This is a genomic window from Aeromonas sp. QDB56, from assembly GCF_027705505.1.
GTDB classification, from domain to species: domain Bacteria; phylum Pseudomonadota; class Gammaproteobacteria; order Enterobacterales; family Aeromonadaceae; genus Aeromonas; species Aeromonas caviae.
In genome coordinates, this window is sequence record NZ_JAPDBZ010000018.1 from 14996 (window position 1) to 29857 (window position 14862).

The window sequence follows — 14862 nt, forward strand, 5'->3', positions numbered from 1 at the left end:
AAGGTCGCTTTTTGCATCACCGTGATTAGCGGTAATTCTTTTTGACGATATCGATAACCCGCAGCTGGGCCATCGCTTTGGCCAGCTCGGCAGACGCCTGAGCATAGTCGATATCACCATGGGAGCTGTTGATCCGCTCTTCGGCACGACGCTTGGCTTCCTGGGCTTTCGCCTCATCCAGATCGTCTGCGCGAATGGCGGTATCGGCCAGCACGGTCACGGCTTCGGGTTGTACTTCCAGCATGCCGCCGGAGATGTACAGCACCTCTTCGCTACCATTTTGCTTGATCAAGCGGACCAGGCCCGGCTTGATGGCAGTCAGCAACGGAGCATGACCGTGGCGGAGACCCAGCTCACCTTCGGAGCCTGATACCTGGGCGGATTGCACGCGACCGGAAAACAGTTTTCCTTCGGCGCTCACCACATCCAGGTGAAAGGAGATCATCTCAGCCATGGGCCCTCCTATCGAGGCTTACAGTTTCTTGGACTTCTCGACGACTTCGTCGATGCCGCCAACCATGTAGAACGCCTGCTCCGGCAGATCGTCATACTCGCCCTTCAGGATGCCCTGGAAGCCACGGATGGTTTCCTTCAGCGGCACGTATTTGCCCGGAGAACCGGTAAACACTTCTGCCACGAAGAACGGCTGGGACAGGAAACGCTCGATCTTACGGGCACGGGCTACGGTCAGTTTGTCTTCTTCTGACAGTTCATCCATACCCAGGATGGCGATGATGTCCTTCAGCTCCTTGTAGCGCTGCAGTACGGTCTGAACGCCACGAGCGGTCTCGTAGTGCTCCTTGCCAACCACCAGCGGATCCAGCTGACGGGAGGTGGAGTCCAGCGGGTCAACGGCCGGGTAGATACCCAGAGCCGCGATCTGACGGGACAGTACGACGGTCGCATCCAGGTGGGCGAAGGTGGTCGCCGGAGACGGGTCGGTCAAGTCATCCGCAGGCACGTAAACGGCCTGGACGGAGGTGATGGAACCGGTCTTGGTGGAGGTGATGCGCTCTTGCAGAACACCCATCTCCTCGGCCAGGGTCGGCTGGTAACCTACTGCGGAGGGCATACGGCCCAGCAGTGCGGATACTTCGGTACCGGCCAGGGTGTAACGGTAGATGTTGTCCACGAAGAACAGCACGTCACGACCTTCGTCACGGAACTTCTCGGCCATGGTCAGGCCGGTCAGCGCCACGCGCAGACGGTTTCCGGGCGGCTCGTTCATCTGACCGTAAACCAGAGATACTTTGTCCAGTACGTTGGACTCCATCATCTCGTGGTAGAAGTCGTTACCCTCACGGGTACGCTCACCTACACCGGCGAACACGGAGTAACCGCTGTGCTCGATCGCGATGTTACGGATCAGCTCCATCATGTTGACGGTCTTGCCTACACCGGCGCCGCCGAACAGACCAACCTTACCACCCTTGGCGAACGGACATACCAGGTCGATAACCTTGATGCCGGTCTCCAGCAGCTCGGTGCTGTTGGACTGATCTTCGTAGCTGGGGGCTTCGCGGTGGATGGACCAACGCTCTTCTTCGCCGATCGGACCCTTCTCGTCGATGGGGTCGCCCAGTACGTTCATGATACGGCCCAGGGTCGAGGTACCGACCGGTACCTGGATGGCCTTGCCGCTGTTAACTACTTCCAACCCACGACGCAGACCGTCGGAGGAACCCATGGTGATGCAACGCACGACGCCGCCGCCGATCTGTTGCTGAACTTCCAGTACCAGACCCTGGCCTTGGCCTTCGCTGACAACCTTCAGTGCATCGTACACCTGGGGCACGGCATTCTGCGGGAACTCGATGTCCACCACAGCGCCGATGATTTGGACGATGAAACCGTTACTCATGTCAAATCCTCTAAACCTTTGATAACCCTTGCCTTACACCGCAGCAGCACCGGAAACGATCTCTGTGAGCTCCTGGGTAATACTGGCCTGACGGGCCTTGTTGTATACCAGTTGCAGATCGTTAATCAGGTTGCCGGCGTTGTCAGTCGCGGCTTGCATGGCAACCATTCGGGCTGCCTGTTCACTTGCCAAGTTTTCTACCACACCCTGGTAGACCTGGGATTCGACGTAGCGAATCAGCAGGGTATCCAGCAGTTGCTTGGGATCCGGCTCATAGAGGTAGTCCCAGTGGTGCTTCTTGGCGAGCTTGCTGTCTTCTGTTACGGGCAAAGGCAGCAGTTGATCGACTTTTGGTTGCTGAACCATGGTGTTGACGAACTTGTTGTACACCAGATACAGCCTGTCAATCTCACCGTTGTCGTAAGCCTTCAGCATGACCTTCACTGAACCGATCAGGTCATTGACGCTCGGGTTGTCACCCAGTCCGGAGACGTGGGCTTTCACCTTGGCGCCGTGCCGTTCAAAGAAGTTGGAGGCCTTGTTACCGATCAATGCCAGGTCAACCTTGGCACCTTTCGCGCTCCATTGCTTCATATCATTGAGGGCAGCCTTGAACAGGTTGATGTTCAGACCACCACACAGGCCACGGTCGGTGGAGACGACGATGTAACCCACTCGCTTCACCTCACGTTCGATGAGGTAGGGGTGCTTGTATTCCAAGTTCCCCTGAGCGATATGGCCGATCACCTTGCGCATGGTTTCAGCGTACGGACGGCTGGCAGACATGCGTTCCTGCGCACGGCGCATCTTGCTCGCTGCCACCATTTCCATAGCGCTGGTGATCTTCTGAGTGTTCTTCACACTCCCGATCTTGTTACGTATCTCTTTTGCGCCGGCCATCTCTTCTCTCCATCAGGTGGCAGCTTGCGCTGCCACACACGCTTACCAGGTCTGGGTTGCCTTGAAGTCATCCAGCAACGCAGTCAGCTTGCCAACGATCGCGTCGTTGTAGTCGGCCTTGGCATTGATTTCAGCCATCAGCTCGGCATGCTGGGTATTGGCGTAAGAGAGCAGAGCGGCTTCGAAGTCGACGATCTTGCTCAGTTCGACATCGGCGAGATAACCCTTCTCGGCGGCGAACAGCACCAGGGATTGCTGGGCCACGCTCATCGGAGAGTACTGCTTCTGCTTCATCAGCTCGGTGACTTTCTGACCGTGATCCAGCTGCTTGCGAGTAGCATCGTCCAGGTCGGAAGAGAACTGGGCAAATGCCGCCAGTTCGCGGTACTGGGCCAGCGCGGTACGGATACCACCGGACAGCTTCTTGACGATCTTGGTCTGAGCAGCACCGCCCACACGGGATACGGAGATACCCGGGTCAACCGCCGGACGAATACCGGAGTTGAACAGCTGGGAGGTCAGGAAGATCTGGCCATCGGTGATGGAGATCACGTTGGTCGGAACGAACGCGGAGACGTCACCGGCCTGGGTTTCGATGATCGGCAGGGCGGTCAGGGAACCGGTCTGGCCTTTCACGGCACCATTGGTGAACTTCTCTACGTACTCGGCGTTGACGCGAGCAGCACGCTCCAGCAGACGGGAGTGCAGATAGAAGACGTCACCCGGGTAAGCTTCACGTCCAGGCGGACGGCGCAGCAGCAGGGAGATCTGGCGATAGGCAACGGCCTGCTTGGACAGGTCATCATAGATGATCAGTGCGTCTTCGCCGCGGTCACGGAAGTACTCGCCCATGGAGCAACCGGCGTAGGGAGCCAGATACTGCAGAGCAGCCGCTTCGGAGGCAGAAGCCACGACCACGATGGTGTTGGCCAGGGCGCCGTGCTCTTCCAGCTTGCGCACCACGTTGGCGATGGTGGAGGCCTTCTGGCCGATCGCAACGTAGACGCACTTAATGCCGGAATCTTTCTGGTTGATGATGGTGTCGATGGCGATGGCGGTCTTACCAACCTGGCGGTCACCGATGATCAGCTCACGCTGGCCACGACCGATAGGGATCATGGCATCGATGGCTTTCAGACCGGTCTGGACTGGCTGGTCAACAGACTTACGCTCGATAACGCCCGGGGCGATCACTTCGATCGGCGAGAAGCCGTCGTTGTCTACCGGACCCTTACCGTCGATCGGCTGACCCAGGGTGTTGACCACCCGGCCCAACAGACCACGACCGACCGGCACTTCCAGAATGCGGCCGGTACCCTTTACCTTCATCCCTTCGGCCAGATCGGCATAGGGACCCATTACTACGGCACCAACGGAGTCACGCTCCAGGTTCAATGCCAGAGCGAAGCGGTTGCCCGGCAGCTCGATCATCTCACCCTGCATGGCATCGGCCAGACCGTGGATACGAATGATACCGTCGCTTACAGAAACGATGGTACCTTCGTTACGCGCTTCGCTTTTGACATCAAACTGCGCAATGCGCTGCTTGATCAGCTCGGCGATTTCAGTGGAATTCAGTTGCATGCTCTAATACCCCAATCAAGATTGCAGCGCATCGGCCATGCGATCCAGCTTACCGCGGACCGTGCCGTCGATAACGAGATCACCGGCCTTGATGAGCACCCCGGCCATCAAGGACGCATCTGTGCTGCAATTCAGCTTCACTTTGCGCGCGAGACGTTGTTCCAGAGAAGCCTGAATATTGGCTTTCTGCTGGTCGGTCAGTTCGATCGCCGAAATCACGTCAGCCTGAACTTCTTTGTCCAGTTCAGCCTTGAGCGCGACGAATTCGGCAACGACCGCCGGCAGCACACCCAAGCGACCATTCTCGGCCATCACCCGGATCAGGTTCTGACCGTGCTCGTTGAGCTGCTCACCGCAGACACCGACAAACAGCTTTGCCAGTTCTTCGGCAGCAACGGAGCCGTTTACCAGGCTGTGCATGGTCTCGTTTTCTGCCACCTGAGCGGCGAAATCGAGCATCTCCAGCCATTGGTCAACCGCCTTGTGCTCAACGGCAAACTCGAAAGCAGCCTTGGCGTAGGGGCGAGCGATTGTAGTCAGTTCAGACATAGCCCCGTTCCCGTTACAGTTCTGCTACCAGTTTGTCGACGATGTCGCTGTTGGCAGCCTGGTCGATTTGGCGTGCCAGGATCTTCTCTGCACCCGCGATGGCAAGAGCAGCAACCTGCTTGCGCAGTTCTTCTTTGGCACGATGACGTTCAGCTTCGATCTCTGCACGGCCCTGAGCCAGGATTTTCTCCCGCTCAGCTTGGGCTCCGACAGCGGCCTCATCAATGATCTGGGCCTTGCGTTTGTTGGCCTGATCGATGATTTCAGCAGCCTGAAGCTTGGCTTCTTTCAGCTGATCGGTGGCGTTGGCCTTGGCCAGCTCCAGATCTTTCTTGGCACGCTCTGCAGAAGAGAGGCCGTCAGCGATTTCTTTCTGACGGGCTTCGATGGCAGCCATCAGCGGCGGCCATACGTACTTCATGCAAAACACTACGAAGATGAAAAAAGCAACTGCTTGGCCGAGGAGGGTGGCGTTGATATTCACAGCCGATGTCCTCTTTAGTTAGTTAATGGGTTCTGCGTGAGTCGTAATGACTTAGGCAACCGCAAACATCACATACAGACCCAGACCAACGGCGATCATCGGGATCGCATCCACCAGACCCATCACGATGAAGAACTGGGTACGCAGAACAGGGATCAGGTCAGGTTGACGGGCTGCACCTTCCAGGAACTTGCCACCCAGGATACCGATACCGATGGAGGCGCCGATAGCCGCCAGACCCATCATCATTGCAGCAGCGATGTACAGCAGGTCCATGTTCAAGTTTTCCATGAGGATCTCCATTTATTTAGATGTAATTGATTGTATAAAAAGGATTATTTGAGTTGCATCAACCATGGTCTTCCTGCGCCATCGACAGATAGACGATGGTCAGAACCATGAAGATAAACGCCTGCAAAGTGATGATCAGGATGTGGAAGATTGCCCAAGGCACGGACAGGATCCACTGTGACCACCAGGGTAACAAACCCGCAATCAGGATGAAGATCAGTTCGCCAGCATACATGTTGCCGAACAGTCGCAGACCCAATGAAACAGGCTTGGAAATCAACGTGACGGTTTCAAGGATGAAGTTAACCGGGATGGCAGCAGGGTGATTGAAAGGCTGAAGCGTCAGCTCCTTCACGAACCCGCTGATACCCTTGACCTTGATGCTGTAGTACAGGATCAAGAAGAACACGCCCAAAGCCATGGACATGGTGATGTTAACGTCAGCAGAGGGAACCACACGCAGATAGGGAACACCCATCAACTGTGCAGCGTGAGGGATAAAGTCAACGGGGATCAGGTCCATGAAGTTCATCAGGAAGATCCACACGAACACCGTCAGGGCCAAAGGTGCGATGACCTTGTTGCGACCATGAAAGATGTCCTTGACGTTACCATTCACAAACTCGACCAGCATCTCCACAAAGCACTGCAGCTTACCGGGCACACCGCTGGTGGCCTTGACGGCAACCTTGCGGAACAACCAGATAAACAGGGCGCCTAGCACGACGGAAAATATCATGGAATCGATATTCACCGTCCAGAACCCGGACCCTACCTGCAGGTGGGTCAGGTGGTGGGAGATATATCCCTGAGGAGTCAGGACTTCTCCGGTTGCAGACATGAGTTTTCCTAATAGTGGTTGTTAAGCGTGAATGAAACTATCCACTGTACAACGAGGGCGAGGATATAAGTGGCGAAGAACGAGGCGGTGTCGACCTCAATCCCGGCGCCAAACAGCAGGGCGAAAAGTCCTGTTGTAGTAATGAGCTTAATCCCTGCCCCACCATAAAAGTCCCGCAAAACCAGGCCTACGCTCTCTTTCGTCACCTTGCGGCGTAGAACCCAGAGCGTGAACAGGGCTTGAGGAACCCAGTACATCCCCCCTCCGTAGAGAGAGGATTGTCCGGCGAACTTTCCCGCCTGATAAAACCAGACGGTGGCGATCGCCAGGATCAGGACCAGCTGACAAACGAGCATAGCCAAGGCCAGCGTCAAACCTTCCAAGGCTATTTTCTGCTTCACCAACCTACCCCTGAACATTACAGAACTGTAAAAAATCGGGATCCGAAGACCCCAGGTTCACAGCTCGAAAAGCCGGTCAAATTATACCCGTGAAGACGGCTATTGCAACATGGCAAAAATCCTTAATTTTTGCGGCTTTCCGCGCGAAATTAAGGTTATGTTCATATCGAAAGTAATGGATGTTTTATTACTACAAAAAGCGTAAAAATCACGATTCTGACAGGCCAAAATAGCCCAATACCCGGTCCAAATCTGCCAAGTTATCGTAACTTATTACTAACTTGCCGCTATCTTTCTTGCCCGGCTGAAGTTGCACCTGATTGCCAATTTTTTCAGAAATCTGGCGCTCGAGATAACCAAACTGCGGATCGCGGACGGGTTCAACCCTGGTTTTTGCCGGTTCCAGTGCTTTTTGCACCAGCTTCTCGGTATCTCGCACTGTCAGCCCCTTCTGGGCCACCAGTTTGGCCAGCTCTGACTGGGCCTGGCCGCTCAGGGCCAGCAGGGCACGGGCATGCCCCATGTCGAGGTCGCCGTGCTCCACGAAGCGCTTCACGTCCTCGTTGAGCTGGTTGAGACGCAGCAGGTTCGTGACCGTGGTGCGGGACTTGCCTACCGCCTCGGCAACCTGCTGGTGAGTCAGTTCGAACTCCGTCAGCAGGCGCTGGAGGGCGACGGCCTCCTCGATGGCGTTGAGATCTTCACGCTGGATGTTCTCGATAAGTGCGATGGCGACGGCCGCCTCGTCGGCGACATCCTTGACCAGGCAGGGCACCACTTCGAGACGGGCCAGCTGGGAGGCACGCCAGCGGCGTTCACCAGCAATGATTTCGAAATGGTTTTCACCGATGGAGCGAACCACGATGGGCTGGATCACCCCTTGTGCACGGATGGAGTTGGCCAGCTCCTCCAGCGCATCCTGGGACATATCCTTGCGCGGCTGGTATTTGCCGGACTGCAACCACTCCACCGGCAGCTTGCGCAATTCCCCCTGATTGGTCGGGGCCATGGCCTGTTCGGTGCGCTGGTCGCTCATCACCTGTTTCTGGCGGGCGGCCGTGCTGGTGCTGAGCAGGGCGTCCAGCCCCTTGCCCAGCCCACGTTTCTTCGGCGTCATATGCTCTCTCGATCTGCGGTGAGCGGCTGGGACTCCTGTTCCTGGCGGCGCAGGATCTCGCCAGCCAGGGCCAGATAGGCCTTGGCCCCCACCGATGATTTGTCATAGTGCATGGCTGGCGCGCCAAAGCTCGGCGCCTCCGCCAGTCTTACGTTGCGGGGAATGATGGTGCGATAGACCTTGTCCCCGAAATGCTGTTTCAGCTGATCGGACACATCATTGGCCAGCCGGTTGCGATGATCGAACATGGTGCGCAGCACCCCTTCAATCTTCAGCTCCGGATTGACCACGGCTGCCAGCTTGCTGATGGTGTCCACCAGGGCGGTCAGCCCTTCCAGCGCATAGTATTCGCACTGCATGGGCACCAGCACGGAGTCGGCGGCGGCCATGGCGTTCACCGTCAGCATGTTGAGAGAAGGCGGGCAGTCGATGAAGACGTAGTCGTACTTGTCCCTGACCGAGGCCAGGGCGTTGCGCAGGCGGATCTCGCGGGCAAAAAACTCCATCAGGCGGATTTCTGCCGCGGTCACGTCGGCATTGGCGGCGATCAGGTGATAGCCTCCCGAGGTTTCGGGGATGATCACCTCGCCGATAGGGGCATCTTCGATCAGCAGTTCATAGGCGGTGCGTTCGACATCGTACTTGTCGACGCCACTGCCCATGGTGGCATTGCCCTGCGGATCCAGATCGATCACCAGCACCTTGCGCCGGGTAGCGGCCATGGAGGCGGCCAGATTCACACAGGTGGTGGTTTTACCCACTCCACCCTTCTGGTTGGCTATGGCAATGACTTTTCCCACACTGTCCCCTAAATGAATGCGGCGGCCCTATTCGGGCTGGATGGCTTTAAACTCCAGCAGATGGCGTTCGCCTTCCAGTTCCGGCACCACCAGCTTGTGGGTGGCAACCAGGCGAATGCTGGCAGGCAACTGTGCCAGTTCCTGCTCGGGGTATTGTCCCTTGAGCGCCAAGAAGCTGCCCTCGGGTGACGGCAGATGATGACACCAGCTCAGCATGTCCTCCAGGGAGGCGAAAGCCCGGCTCAGTACACCATCAAATCCGGTCTCGGGTTGATACTCCTCCACCCGGGATTTGACGGGGGTCACATTGGTCAACCCCAGCTCCAGGATCACCTGGCGGATGAAGTTGATCCGCTTGCCCAGGCTGTCGAGCAGCACGAACTGTTTGTCCGGATTGATGATGGCCAGCGGCAGTCCGGGCAGACCCGGACCCGTTCCCACATCGATGAAGCGTTCACCGTGCAGGTGAGGACTCACCACCAGGCTGTCGAGGATATGCTTGACCAGCATGGCGTCCGGATCTCGCACCGAGGTGAGATTGTAAGCCTTGTTCCACTTGTGCAGCAACTCGACCAACTGCACCAACTGGGTCTTCTGGGTTTCGGTGATAACAATTCCGGCCTGCATGAGCAGGCCGTTCAATCTTTGCAGCATGTTGTCCAACGGGGAATTCCTCAGGCGGTTTTACGCAGCAGGCCGTGTTTCTTCAAGTGCACCAGCAAGATGGAGATGGCGGCAGGGGTGATGCCGGAGATGCGGGACGCCTGACCAATGGTCTCTGGCTTGGCATCGTTGAGCTTGGCGATCACCTCGTTGGAGAGACCGTTCACGTCGCGGTAGTTCATATCCAACGGCAGCAGGGTGTTTTCGTTGCGCAGCTGTTTCTCCACCTCGTCGTGCTGACGCTCGATATAACCGGCGTACTTGATCTGGATCTCCACCTGATCCGCGGCAGCCGCATCGGTCAATGCAGGCCCCACACCCTCGATGGCCATCAGGGCATCGTAGGTCACCTCGGGGCGACGCAACAGCTCTTCCAGGCTCTGCTCCCGGGTCAGGGGAGTGTTGACCAGGGCGTTGACGGCCTCCAGAGACGGATGCTGTGGATGGATCCAGGTCGAGCGCATGCGCTGACGTTCCTGCTCCACCTGTTCCACCTTGGCATTGAACAGGCTCCAGCGATGATCGTCCACCAGACCCAGCTCGCGGCCGATGGCGGTCAGGCGCAGATCCGCGTTGTCTTCCCGCAGCAGCAGGCGATATTCGGCACGGCTGGTGAACATGCGATAGGGTTCGCGGGTCCCCAGTGTGGAGAGATCGTCCATCATCACGCCCATGTAGGCTTGATCCCGGCGTGGGTGCCAGGCTTCCTTGCCCTGGGCGCGCAAGCCCGCGTTCAGACCGGCCATCAGACCCTGGGCAGCGGCCTCTTCATAGCCGGTGGTGCCGTTGATCTGGCCGGCGAAGAAGAGGTTCTCGATGCACTTGCTCTCCATGTTGGCCTTGAGATCCCGCGGATCGAAGAAATCGTACTCGATGGCGTAGCCAGGGCGAGTGATATGGGCATTCTCGAAGCCACGGATCGAGCGGACGATCTGCACCTGCACGTCGAACGGCAGGCTGGTGGAGATCCCGTTCGGGTAGAGCTCGTGGGTGGTCAGGCCTTCCGGTTCCACAAAGATCTGGTGCGCCGTCTTGTCGGCAAAGCGGGTGATCTTGTCCTCGATCGACGGACAGTAGCGCGGACCTATCCCCTCGATCACCCCGGCGTACATGGGGCTGCGATCCAGGTTGTTGCGGATCACCTCGTGGGTTTGCTCATTGGTATGGGTCACGTAGCAAGGCATCTGGCGCGGATGCTGGCTGGCGTTGCCAATGAAGGAGAAGACCGGGCGAGGATCGTCACCATGTTGCTGCTGCATCACAGAAAAATCGACGGTGCGTGCATCGATGCGTGGTGGCGTGCCCGTTTTGAGGCGATCGATGCGCAGCGGCATTTCACGCAGGCGCTGGGCGAGGGCAATTGAGGGAGGATCCCCGGCGCGGCCCCCTTTGTAGTTCTCCATGCCGATGTGGATCAGACCATTGAGGAAAGTGCCAACGGTCAGTACGACCGTCTTGCCGCTGATGCGGATCCCGCTCTGGGTAACGACCCCGGCGACGCGATCCCCGTCCATGACCAGATCGTCACAGGCCTGCTGGAAGATCTTCAGGTTCGGGTAGTTCTCCAGGGTCTGACGCACCACAGCCTTGTACAGCAGGCGATCAGCCTGGGCACGAGTAGCCCGCACCGCAGGGCCCTTGGAAGAGTTGAGCGTGCGGAACTGGATCCCGCCGAGATCGATGGCCTGCGCCATGATCCCGCCAAGGGCGTCGACTTCCTTGACCAGGTGTCCCTTGCCGATCCCGCCGATCGCCGGATTGCAGGACATATGCCCCAGCGTATCTATGTTGTGGGTGAGCAACAGGGTATTGAGACCCATTCGGGCTGCCGCTGTTGCTGCTTCGGTTCCTGCATGACCGCCACCGACGACGATCACATCAAATTGTTCATGGTATTGCATTGGGGATCACCTTGATCTGCACGCCTGAAGATCTTTGTTTGCCTGGTCTGAAGGGCGGATCATTCTATCTGTTTAGCATCCGGAGGGGAACGTCTACTTCAGGATCAGTATGGATCAGGGATCGGTTAAATAGATCTTAAGGATCTTTAGATCGATCTTTTATTGGATCTTTTATTAGGATCCGAGACTTCTGTTGATAAGGCATTTTTGATCATAAAGATCATTCGGTTAAGGTCGATCGCTGCTTGTGGAAAAGCTTGGATCCAGAGGGGGCGAACGGGGGGATAACATGGGTTTTTATACACAGACACATGGTCTTCAAGATCTAATACATGAATAACTATAGGTTTTGCAGAGCTTAGCACCTAAGTTATACACAATTATCCGAGCTCATGTGGGGAGCTCTCGGGAAAAACTTATCCGGATCCCCCTGTTAATAACCTGGTGGATAGGGATCTGGGGATAACCAGGGAGATCGGGGGTCGTGACCGGATCTCCCTGGCCCTGATCAGCCGATCAAGGTCATCCAGTCGTGGATCCAGGTTTCTGCGGCATCTTCGGGGATCTCGTGCTGGGTCACGTCTATTTCCAGGAGATCCCCCAGTCGGCTGGCACCGCACCCGGCCAGCAGCCGATCCAGCGTCTTGCCGCCCTGGCAGAAGGTGTCATAACTGCGATCCCCCAGGGCGATCACTCCGTACTTGAAGGCGGCGAGATCCGGCTGCTGCTCGGCAAGATCCCGGGCAAAGGGCTGCAGATTGTCGGGTACATCCCCCGCACCATGGGTGGAAGTGACCACCAGCACGATGGCTTCTGGCTCGGTCAGGATCCTGGCCAGGCTGGCGGGGTTGTGGATCTCCGCCTGGTGGCCCGCCTGTTCAAGCAGGCCGACCACATGATCTGCGACATATTCGGAGGCCCCCAGCATGGAGCCGACGACGAGGTTGAGTTTGGCCATGGAATGGATCCTGATGTCATCGAAAAAGTGAAGAGGGGGGATCTTACCGCCAAAGCATGTGGATAAATATGGATAAAGCTTGGGGATAAGGATCCTGTCCACTTTTTTGCAGCCAAAACCGGTCTCGTGGCCGTCGTGGCGCCTTCTTTCCGCCTGTTGCGACCTCATCGCACCTTTCGTTGTCAGACGACACTTCAAAACATCAATTAACAATGCAGATGCAAATGATTAGCAATTATTGAATCGATTCGATCACAGCACCTGTAGTAGCATGGCGCTGCTTTATTCGCCTGAGGCGCCGGGCTGACCGGTCCAATTGGGCACCCATAATAAGAAATCAAACATAACTTATTGATATTTGAGACACTTATATGATTGCGCAAAAAAATACCCCGAATGCCGTGATGCGAAAGAGAGGCGCACAGCTGCTGCCGCTCTCCTGTCTGCTGGCGTCCCTGCCCGTGTTGGCGGCGGAACAGGCGGATAAAGAGTTGCCCAAGGCGGGCGAAACCATGGTCGTGACCGGGACCGCCATGAAGGTCGAGGTCCCCATGGCAGAGACCCCCCGTGCCGTTTCCGTGGTCAATCGCGAAGAGCTGGACCAGCACGCCGTACTCAAGCTAGACGAGTCCCTGCGCTATCGCTCCGGCGTCCTGTCCCAGTCCTATGGTTCGGACACGGATGCTGACTGGTTCAAGGTGCGCGGCTTCGATGCGGCTTCTTACCTGGATGGCAACCGCCTGTTCAGCACCGGTTACTATGTCTGGACCCCGGAGCCCTTCGGCCTTGAGAGCGTGGAAGTGCTCAAAGGCCCGGCCTCCATTCTGTATGGCGAAGCCCCTCCCGGAGGCGTCATCAACGCCATCAGCAAGCGTCCGACCGCGACCCCGCAGGGACTGGTGAACCTGCAACTGGGCAACCGGGATCTGCGCCAGGTCGGGGTGGATGTCTCCGACACCCTTACCGACAACAGCCGGTATCGTCTGGTGGCCCTCTACAACGAGCGGGACGGCGTGCTGGACGGCACCTACAACGAGCGCGCCTATCTGGCGCCGAGCGTGACCCTGGATATTTCGGATCGCACCACGCTGACGCTGCTCTCCAGCTTCAAGCACGATGAAGGGGTGCCGACCAACGGCTTCTTCCCGGTCTATGGCACCCTGAATACCTCCGGCGGCCAGATCGATCCCTCCACCAACCTGAGCCAGCCGGATTACGATCGCAATCGCAATACCCAGATCTCCGCCGGGTACGAGCTGGCCCACCAGCTCAACCAGACCTGGGAGTTCAAGCAGAACGTTCGCTTCAATTACAACGATCTGCTGCTGCGCCAGACCTATATCTTTCCGACCTATGAAGGCACCACCGCCTACCGCGGCCTGGTCTACCGGGATGGGGATACCAAGAGCGCCACCATGGACAACCAGATGGTGGGTTACTGGAACACCGACAGCACGGAGCAGACCCTGCTGCTGGGGGTGGATCTGCAGCGCCATGTAAATGAAGGTCAGGAAGCCGACAACTATGGCATGGGCGCCATCAACACCATGAACCCGGATTACAGCGGTTTCCCCGGTTTTGATGAATCCACCGCGACCCACCAGAAGAGCACCAAGGGTCAGAGCGGCCTCTATGCCCAGCACCAGATCCGCTGGGATGATCGCTGGCTGCTGACCGCGGGCGGTCGTTTCGATTACGTGGAAACCCACAACATCAGCGAAGCCAAGAGCAAGAACGAGAAACAGTACGACGACAACCTCTCTCTCTCCGGCAGCCTGATGTACCTGGCCGACAACGGTCTCTCCCCTTACTTCGCCTATGCGGAATCCTTCGAAGTGCTGCCGGGGATAGACCCCAACACCGGCAACTCCTACAAGCCGCTGGAAGGCAAGCTCTACGAGACCGGGGTCAAGTACGCACCCAGCTTCCTCGATGGCTACATCAACCTGGCGCTGTTCGATCTGGAGCAGACCAACTCCCTGGTCTCTACCGGCTCCGGCCAGCAGACCCAGGCCGGTGAAGTGACCTCTCAGGGGGTCGAGCTGGAAGGGAGCGTGCAGGCCACCGAGGCGTTGCGCCTGACCGCTGCATATACCTATACCGATGCCAAGACCAACGACACCGGCAACGGCGATCGTCGTGCGAGCCTGATCCCGCGCCACCAGGCCTCCTTCTGGGGCAACTACAAGGTGCAGCAGGGCCCGGTATCCGGTCTTGAGCTGGGTTCCGGCGTGCGCTATGTGGGTTCCAGCGTCGGCATCGGCGCGGTGAATGCGGACTACACCCCCATCTATGGTTCCGCCCAGGTACCGGCACACACCGTATGGGATGCGATGATCGGGTATGACTTTGCCAAGAACTGGCGTGCCCAGATCAACGTCAACAACCTGCTGAACGACACCTATGTGGCGAGCTGCGACTACTACTGCTACTACGGCGAGCCGCGCAGCATAGTCGGCACCGTCAACTACCGCTGGTAAGCGACAGGCCGGGCGGGGGCGAAGGCTCCCGC

Annotated in this window: 15 protein-coding genes; 1 reads left to right on the top strand and 14 read right to left on the bottom strand. The window is 57.6% G+C overall.

Translation table 11 applies throughout. The annotated features are described in order from the left end of the window. Positions 1-25 precede the first annotated feature (25 nt). The 14 genes from OKB81_RS04870 to mioC form a co-directional block, all read right to left on the bottom strand. On the bottom strand, positions 26-454 hold the full coding sequence (locus OKB81_RS04870; RefSeq protein ID WP_010672259.1) for a F0F1 ATP synthase subunit epsilon: 429 nt from the start codon (positions 452-454) through the stop codon (positions 26-28). Between the two features lie 18 nt (positions 455-472). Further along, positions 473-1861 carry a F0F1 ATP synthase subunit beta gene (gene atpD, locus OKB81_RS04875; protein WP_010672260.1) on the bottom strand — a complete coding sequence of 463 codons (1389 nt, stop codon included), beginning with the start codon at positions 1859-1861 and terminating at the stop codon, positions 473-475. A 33-nt stretch (positions 1862-1894) separates the two neighbouring features. After that, positions 1895-2761 (bottom strand): F0F1 ATP synthase subunit gamma, encoded by an 867-nt coding sequence (gene atpG, locus OKB81_RS04880; protein ID WP_010672261.1) that lies wholly within the window; start codon positions 2759-2761, stop codon positions 1895-1897. Positions 2762-2803: 42 nt separating this feature from the next. Then, positions 2804-4345, bottom strand: a complete 1542-nt coding sequence (atpA, locus tag OKB81_RS04885; RefSeq protein ID WP_010672262.1) for a F0F1 ATP synthase subunit alpha — start codon at positions 4343-4345, stop codon at positions 2804-2806. Between the two features lie 15 nt (positions 4346-4360). Then, positions 4361-4894, bottom strand: a complete 534-nt coding sequence (gene atpH / locus OKB81_RS04890; RefSeq protein ID WP_010672263.1) for a F0F1 ATP synthase subunit delta — start codon at positions 4892-4894, stop codon at positions 4361-4363. Between the two features lie 13 nt (positions 4895-4907). Continuing rightward, positions 4908-5378, bottom strand: coding sequence for a F0F1 ATP synthase subunit B (atpF, locus tag OKB81_RS04895; protein ID WP_010672264.1), 471 nt, complete (start codon positions 5376-5378; stop codon positions 4908-4910). Between the two features lie 51 nt (positions 5379-5429). Continuing rightward, positions 5430-5669, bottom strand: coding sequence for a F0F1 ATP synthase subunit C (gene atpE / locus OKB81_RS04900; RefSeq protein ID WP_010672265.1), 240 nt, complete (start codon positions 5667-5669; stop codon positions 5430-5432). A gap of 58 nt (positions 5670-5727) precedes the next feature. Then, positions 5728-6510 (bottom strand): F0F1 ATP synthase subunit A, encoded by a 783-nt coding sequence (gene atpB / locus OKB81_RS04905; protein WP_010672266.1) that lies wholly within the window; start codon positions 6508-6510, stop codon positions 5728-5730. Between the two features lie 8 nt (positions 6511-6518). Continuing rightward, on the bottom strand, positions 6519-6929 hold the full coding sequence (locus tag OKB81_RS04910) for an ATP synthase subunit I (RefSeq protein WP_048209371.1): 411 nt from the start codon (positions 6927-6929) through the stop codon (positions 6519-6521). Positions 6930-7119: 190 nt separating this feature from the next. Then, positions 7120-8028 carry a ParB/RepB/Spo0J family partition protein gene (locus OKB81_RS04915; protein ID WP_053288928.1) on the bottom strand — a complete coding sequence of 303 codons (909 nt, stop codon included), beginning with the start codon at positions 8026-8028 and terminating at the stop codon, positions 7120-7122. After that, a complete protein-coding gene (locus OKB81_RS04920; RefSeq protein WP_029313362.1) occupies positions 8025-8828 on the bottom strand; it encodes a ParA family protein in 804 nt (267 codons plus the stop codon). Before OKB81_RS04920 ends, OKB81_RS04915 begins: the two co-directional genes overlap by 4 nt. Positions 8829-8855: 27 nt before the next feature. Beyond that, the gene (gene rsmG, locus OKB81_RS04925) at positions 8856-9482 is read right to left on the bottom strand and encodes a 16S rRNA (guanine(527)-N(7))-methyltransferase RsmG (RefSeq protein WP_053288974.1); all 627 of its coding nucleotides are present in this window, start codon (positions 9480-9482) and stop codon (positions 8856-8858) included. A 20-nt stretch (positions 9483-9502) separates the two neighbouring features. Next, complete coding sequence (gene mnmG / locus OKB81_RS04930) at positions 9503-11392, bottom strand: tRNA uridine-5-carboxymethylaminomethyl(34) synthesis enzyme MnmG (RefSeq protein ID WP_010672271.1); 1890 nt, start codon at positions 11390-11392, stop codon at positions 9503-9505. Positions 11393-11900: 508 nt separating this feature from the next. Then, the gene (mioC, locus tag OKB81_RS04935) at positions 11901-12350 is read right to left on the bottom strand and encodes an FMN-binding protein MioC (protein ID WP_039040628.1); all 450 of its coding nucleotides are present in this window, start codon (positions 12348-12350) and stop codon (positions 11901-11903) included. A gap of 371 nt (positions 12351-12721) precedes the next feature. Here mioC and OKB81_RS04940 point away from each other — a divergent pair, with 371 nt between their 5' ends. Continuing rightward, positions 12722-14830, top strand: a complete 2109-nt coding sequence (locus OKB81_RS04940) for a TonB-dependent siderophore receptor (RefSeq protein ID WP_029313364.1) — start codon at positions 12722-12724, stop codon at positions 14828-14830. Positions 14831-14862: the final 32 nt, after the last annotated feature.

Bases quoted from the DNA above. Each gene is read 5' to 3' on its own strand.
- OKB81_RS04870 (WP_010672259.1), bottom strand. From the start codon at position 454: ATGGCTGAGATGATCTCCTTTCACCTGGATGTGGTGAGCGCCGAAGGA.
- atpD (WP_010672260.1), bottom strand. From the start codon at position 1,861: ATGAGTAACGGTTTCATCGTCCAAATCATCGGCGCTGTGGTGGACATC.
- atpG (WP_010672261.1), bottom strand. From the start codon at position 2,761: ATGGCCGGCGCAAAAGAGATACGTAACAAGATCGGGAGTGTGAAGAAC.
- atpA (WP_010672262.1), bottom strand. From the start codon at position 4,345: ATGCAACTGAATTCCACTGAAATCGCCGAGCTGATCAAGCAGCGCATT.
- atpH (WP_010672263.1), bottom strand. From the start codon at position 4,894: ATGTCTGAACTGACTACAATCGCTCGCCCCTACGCCAAGGCTGCTTTC.
- atpE (WP_010672265.1), bottom strand. From the start codon at position 5,669: ATGGAAAACTTGAACATGGACCTGCTGTACATCGCTGCTGCAATGATG.
- atpB (WP_010672266.1), bottom strand. From the start codon at position 6,510: ATGTCTGCAACCGGAGAAGTCCTGACTCCTCAGGGATATATCTCCCAC.
- OKB81_RS04910 (WP_048209371.1), bottom strand. From the start codon at position 6,929: ATGTTCAGGGGTAGGTTGGTGAAGCAGAAAATAGCCTTGGAAGGTTTG.
- OKB81_RS04915 (WP_053288928.1), bottom strand. From the start codon at position 8,028: ATGACGCCGAAGAAACGTGGGCTGGGCAAGGGGCTGGACGCCCTGCTC.
- rsmG (WP_053288974.1), bottom strand. From the start codon at position 9,482: ATGCTGCAAAGATTGAACGGCCTGCTCATGCAGGCCGGAATTGTTATC.
- mnmG (WP_010672271.1), bottom strand. From the start codon at position 11,392: ATGCAATACCATGAACAATTTGATGTGATCGTCGTCGGTGGCGGTCAT.
- mioC (WP_039040628.1), bottom strand. From the start codon at position 12,350: ATGGCCAAACTCAACCTCGTCGTCGGCTCCATGCTGGGGGCCTCCGAA.
- OKB81_RS04940 (WP_029313364.1), top strand. From the start codon at position 12,722: ATGATTGCGCAAAAAAATACCCCGAATGCCGTGATGCGAAAGAGAGGC.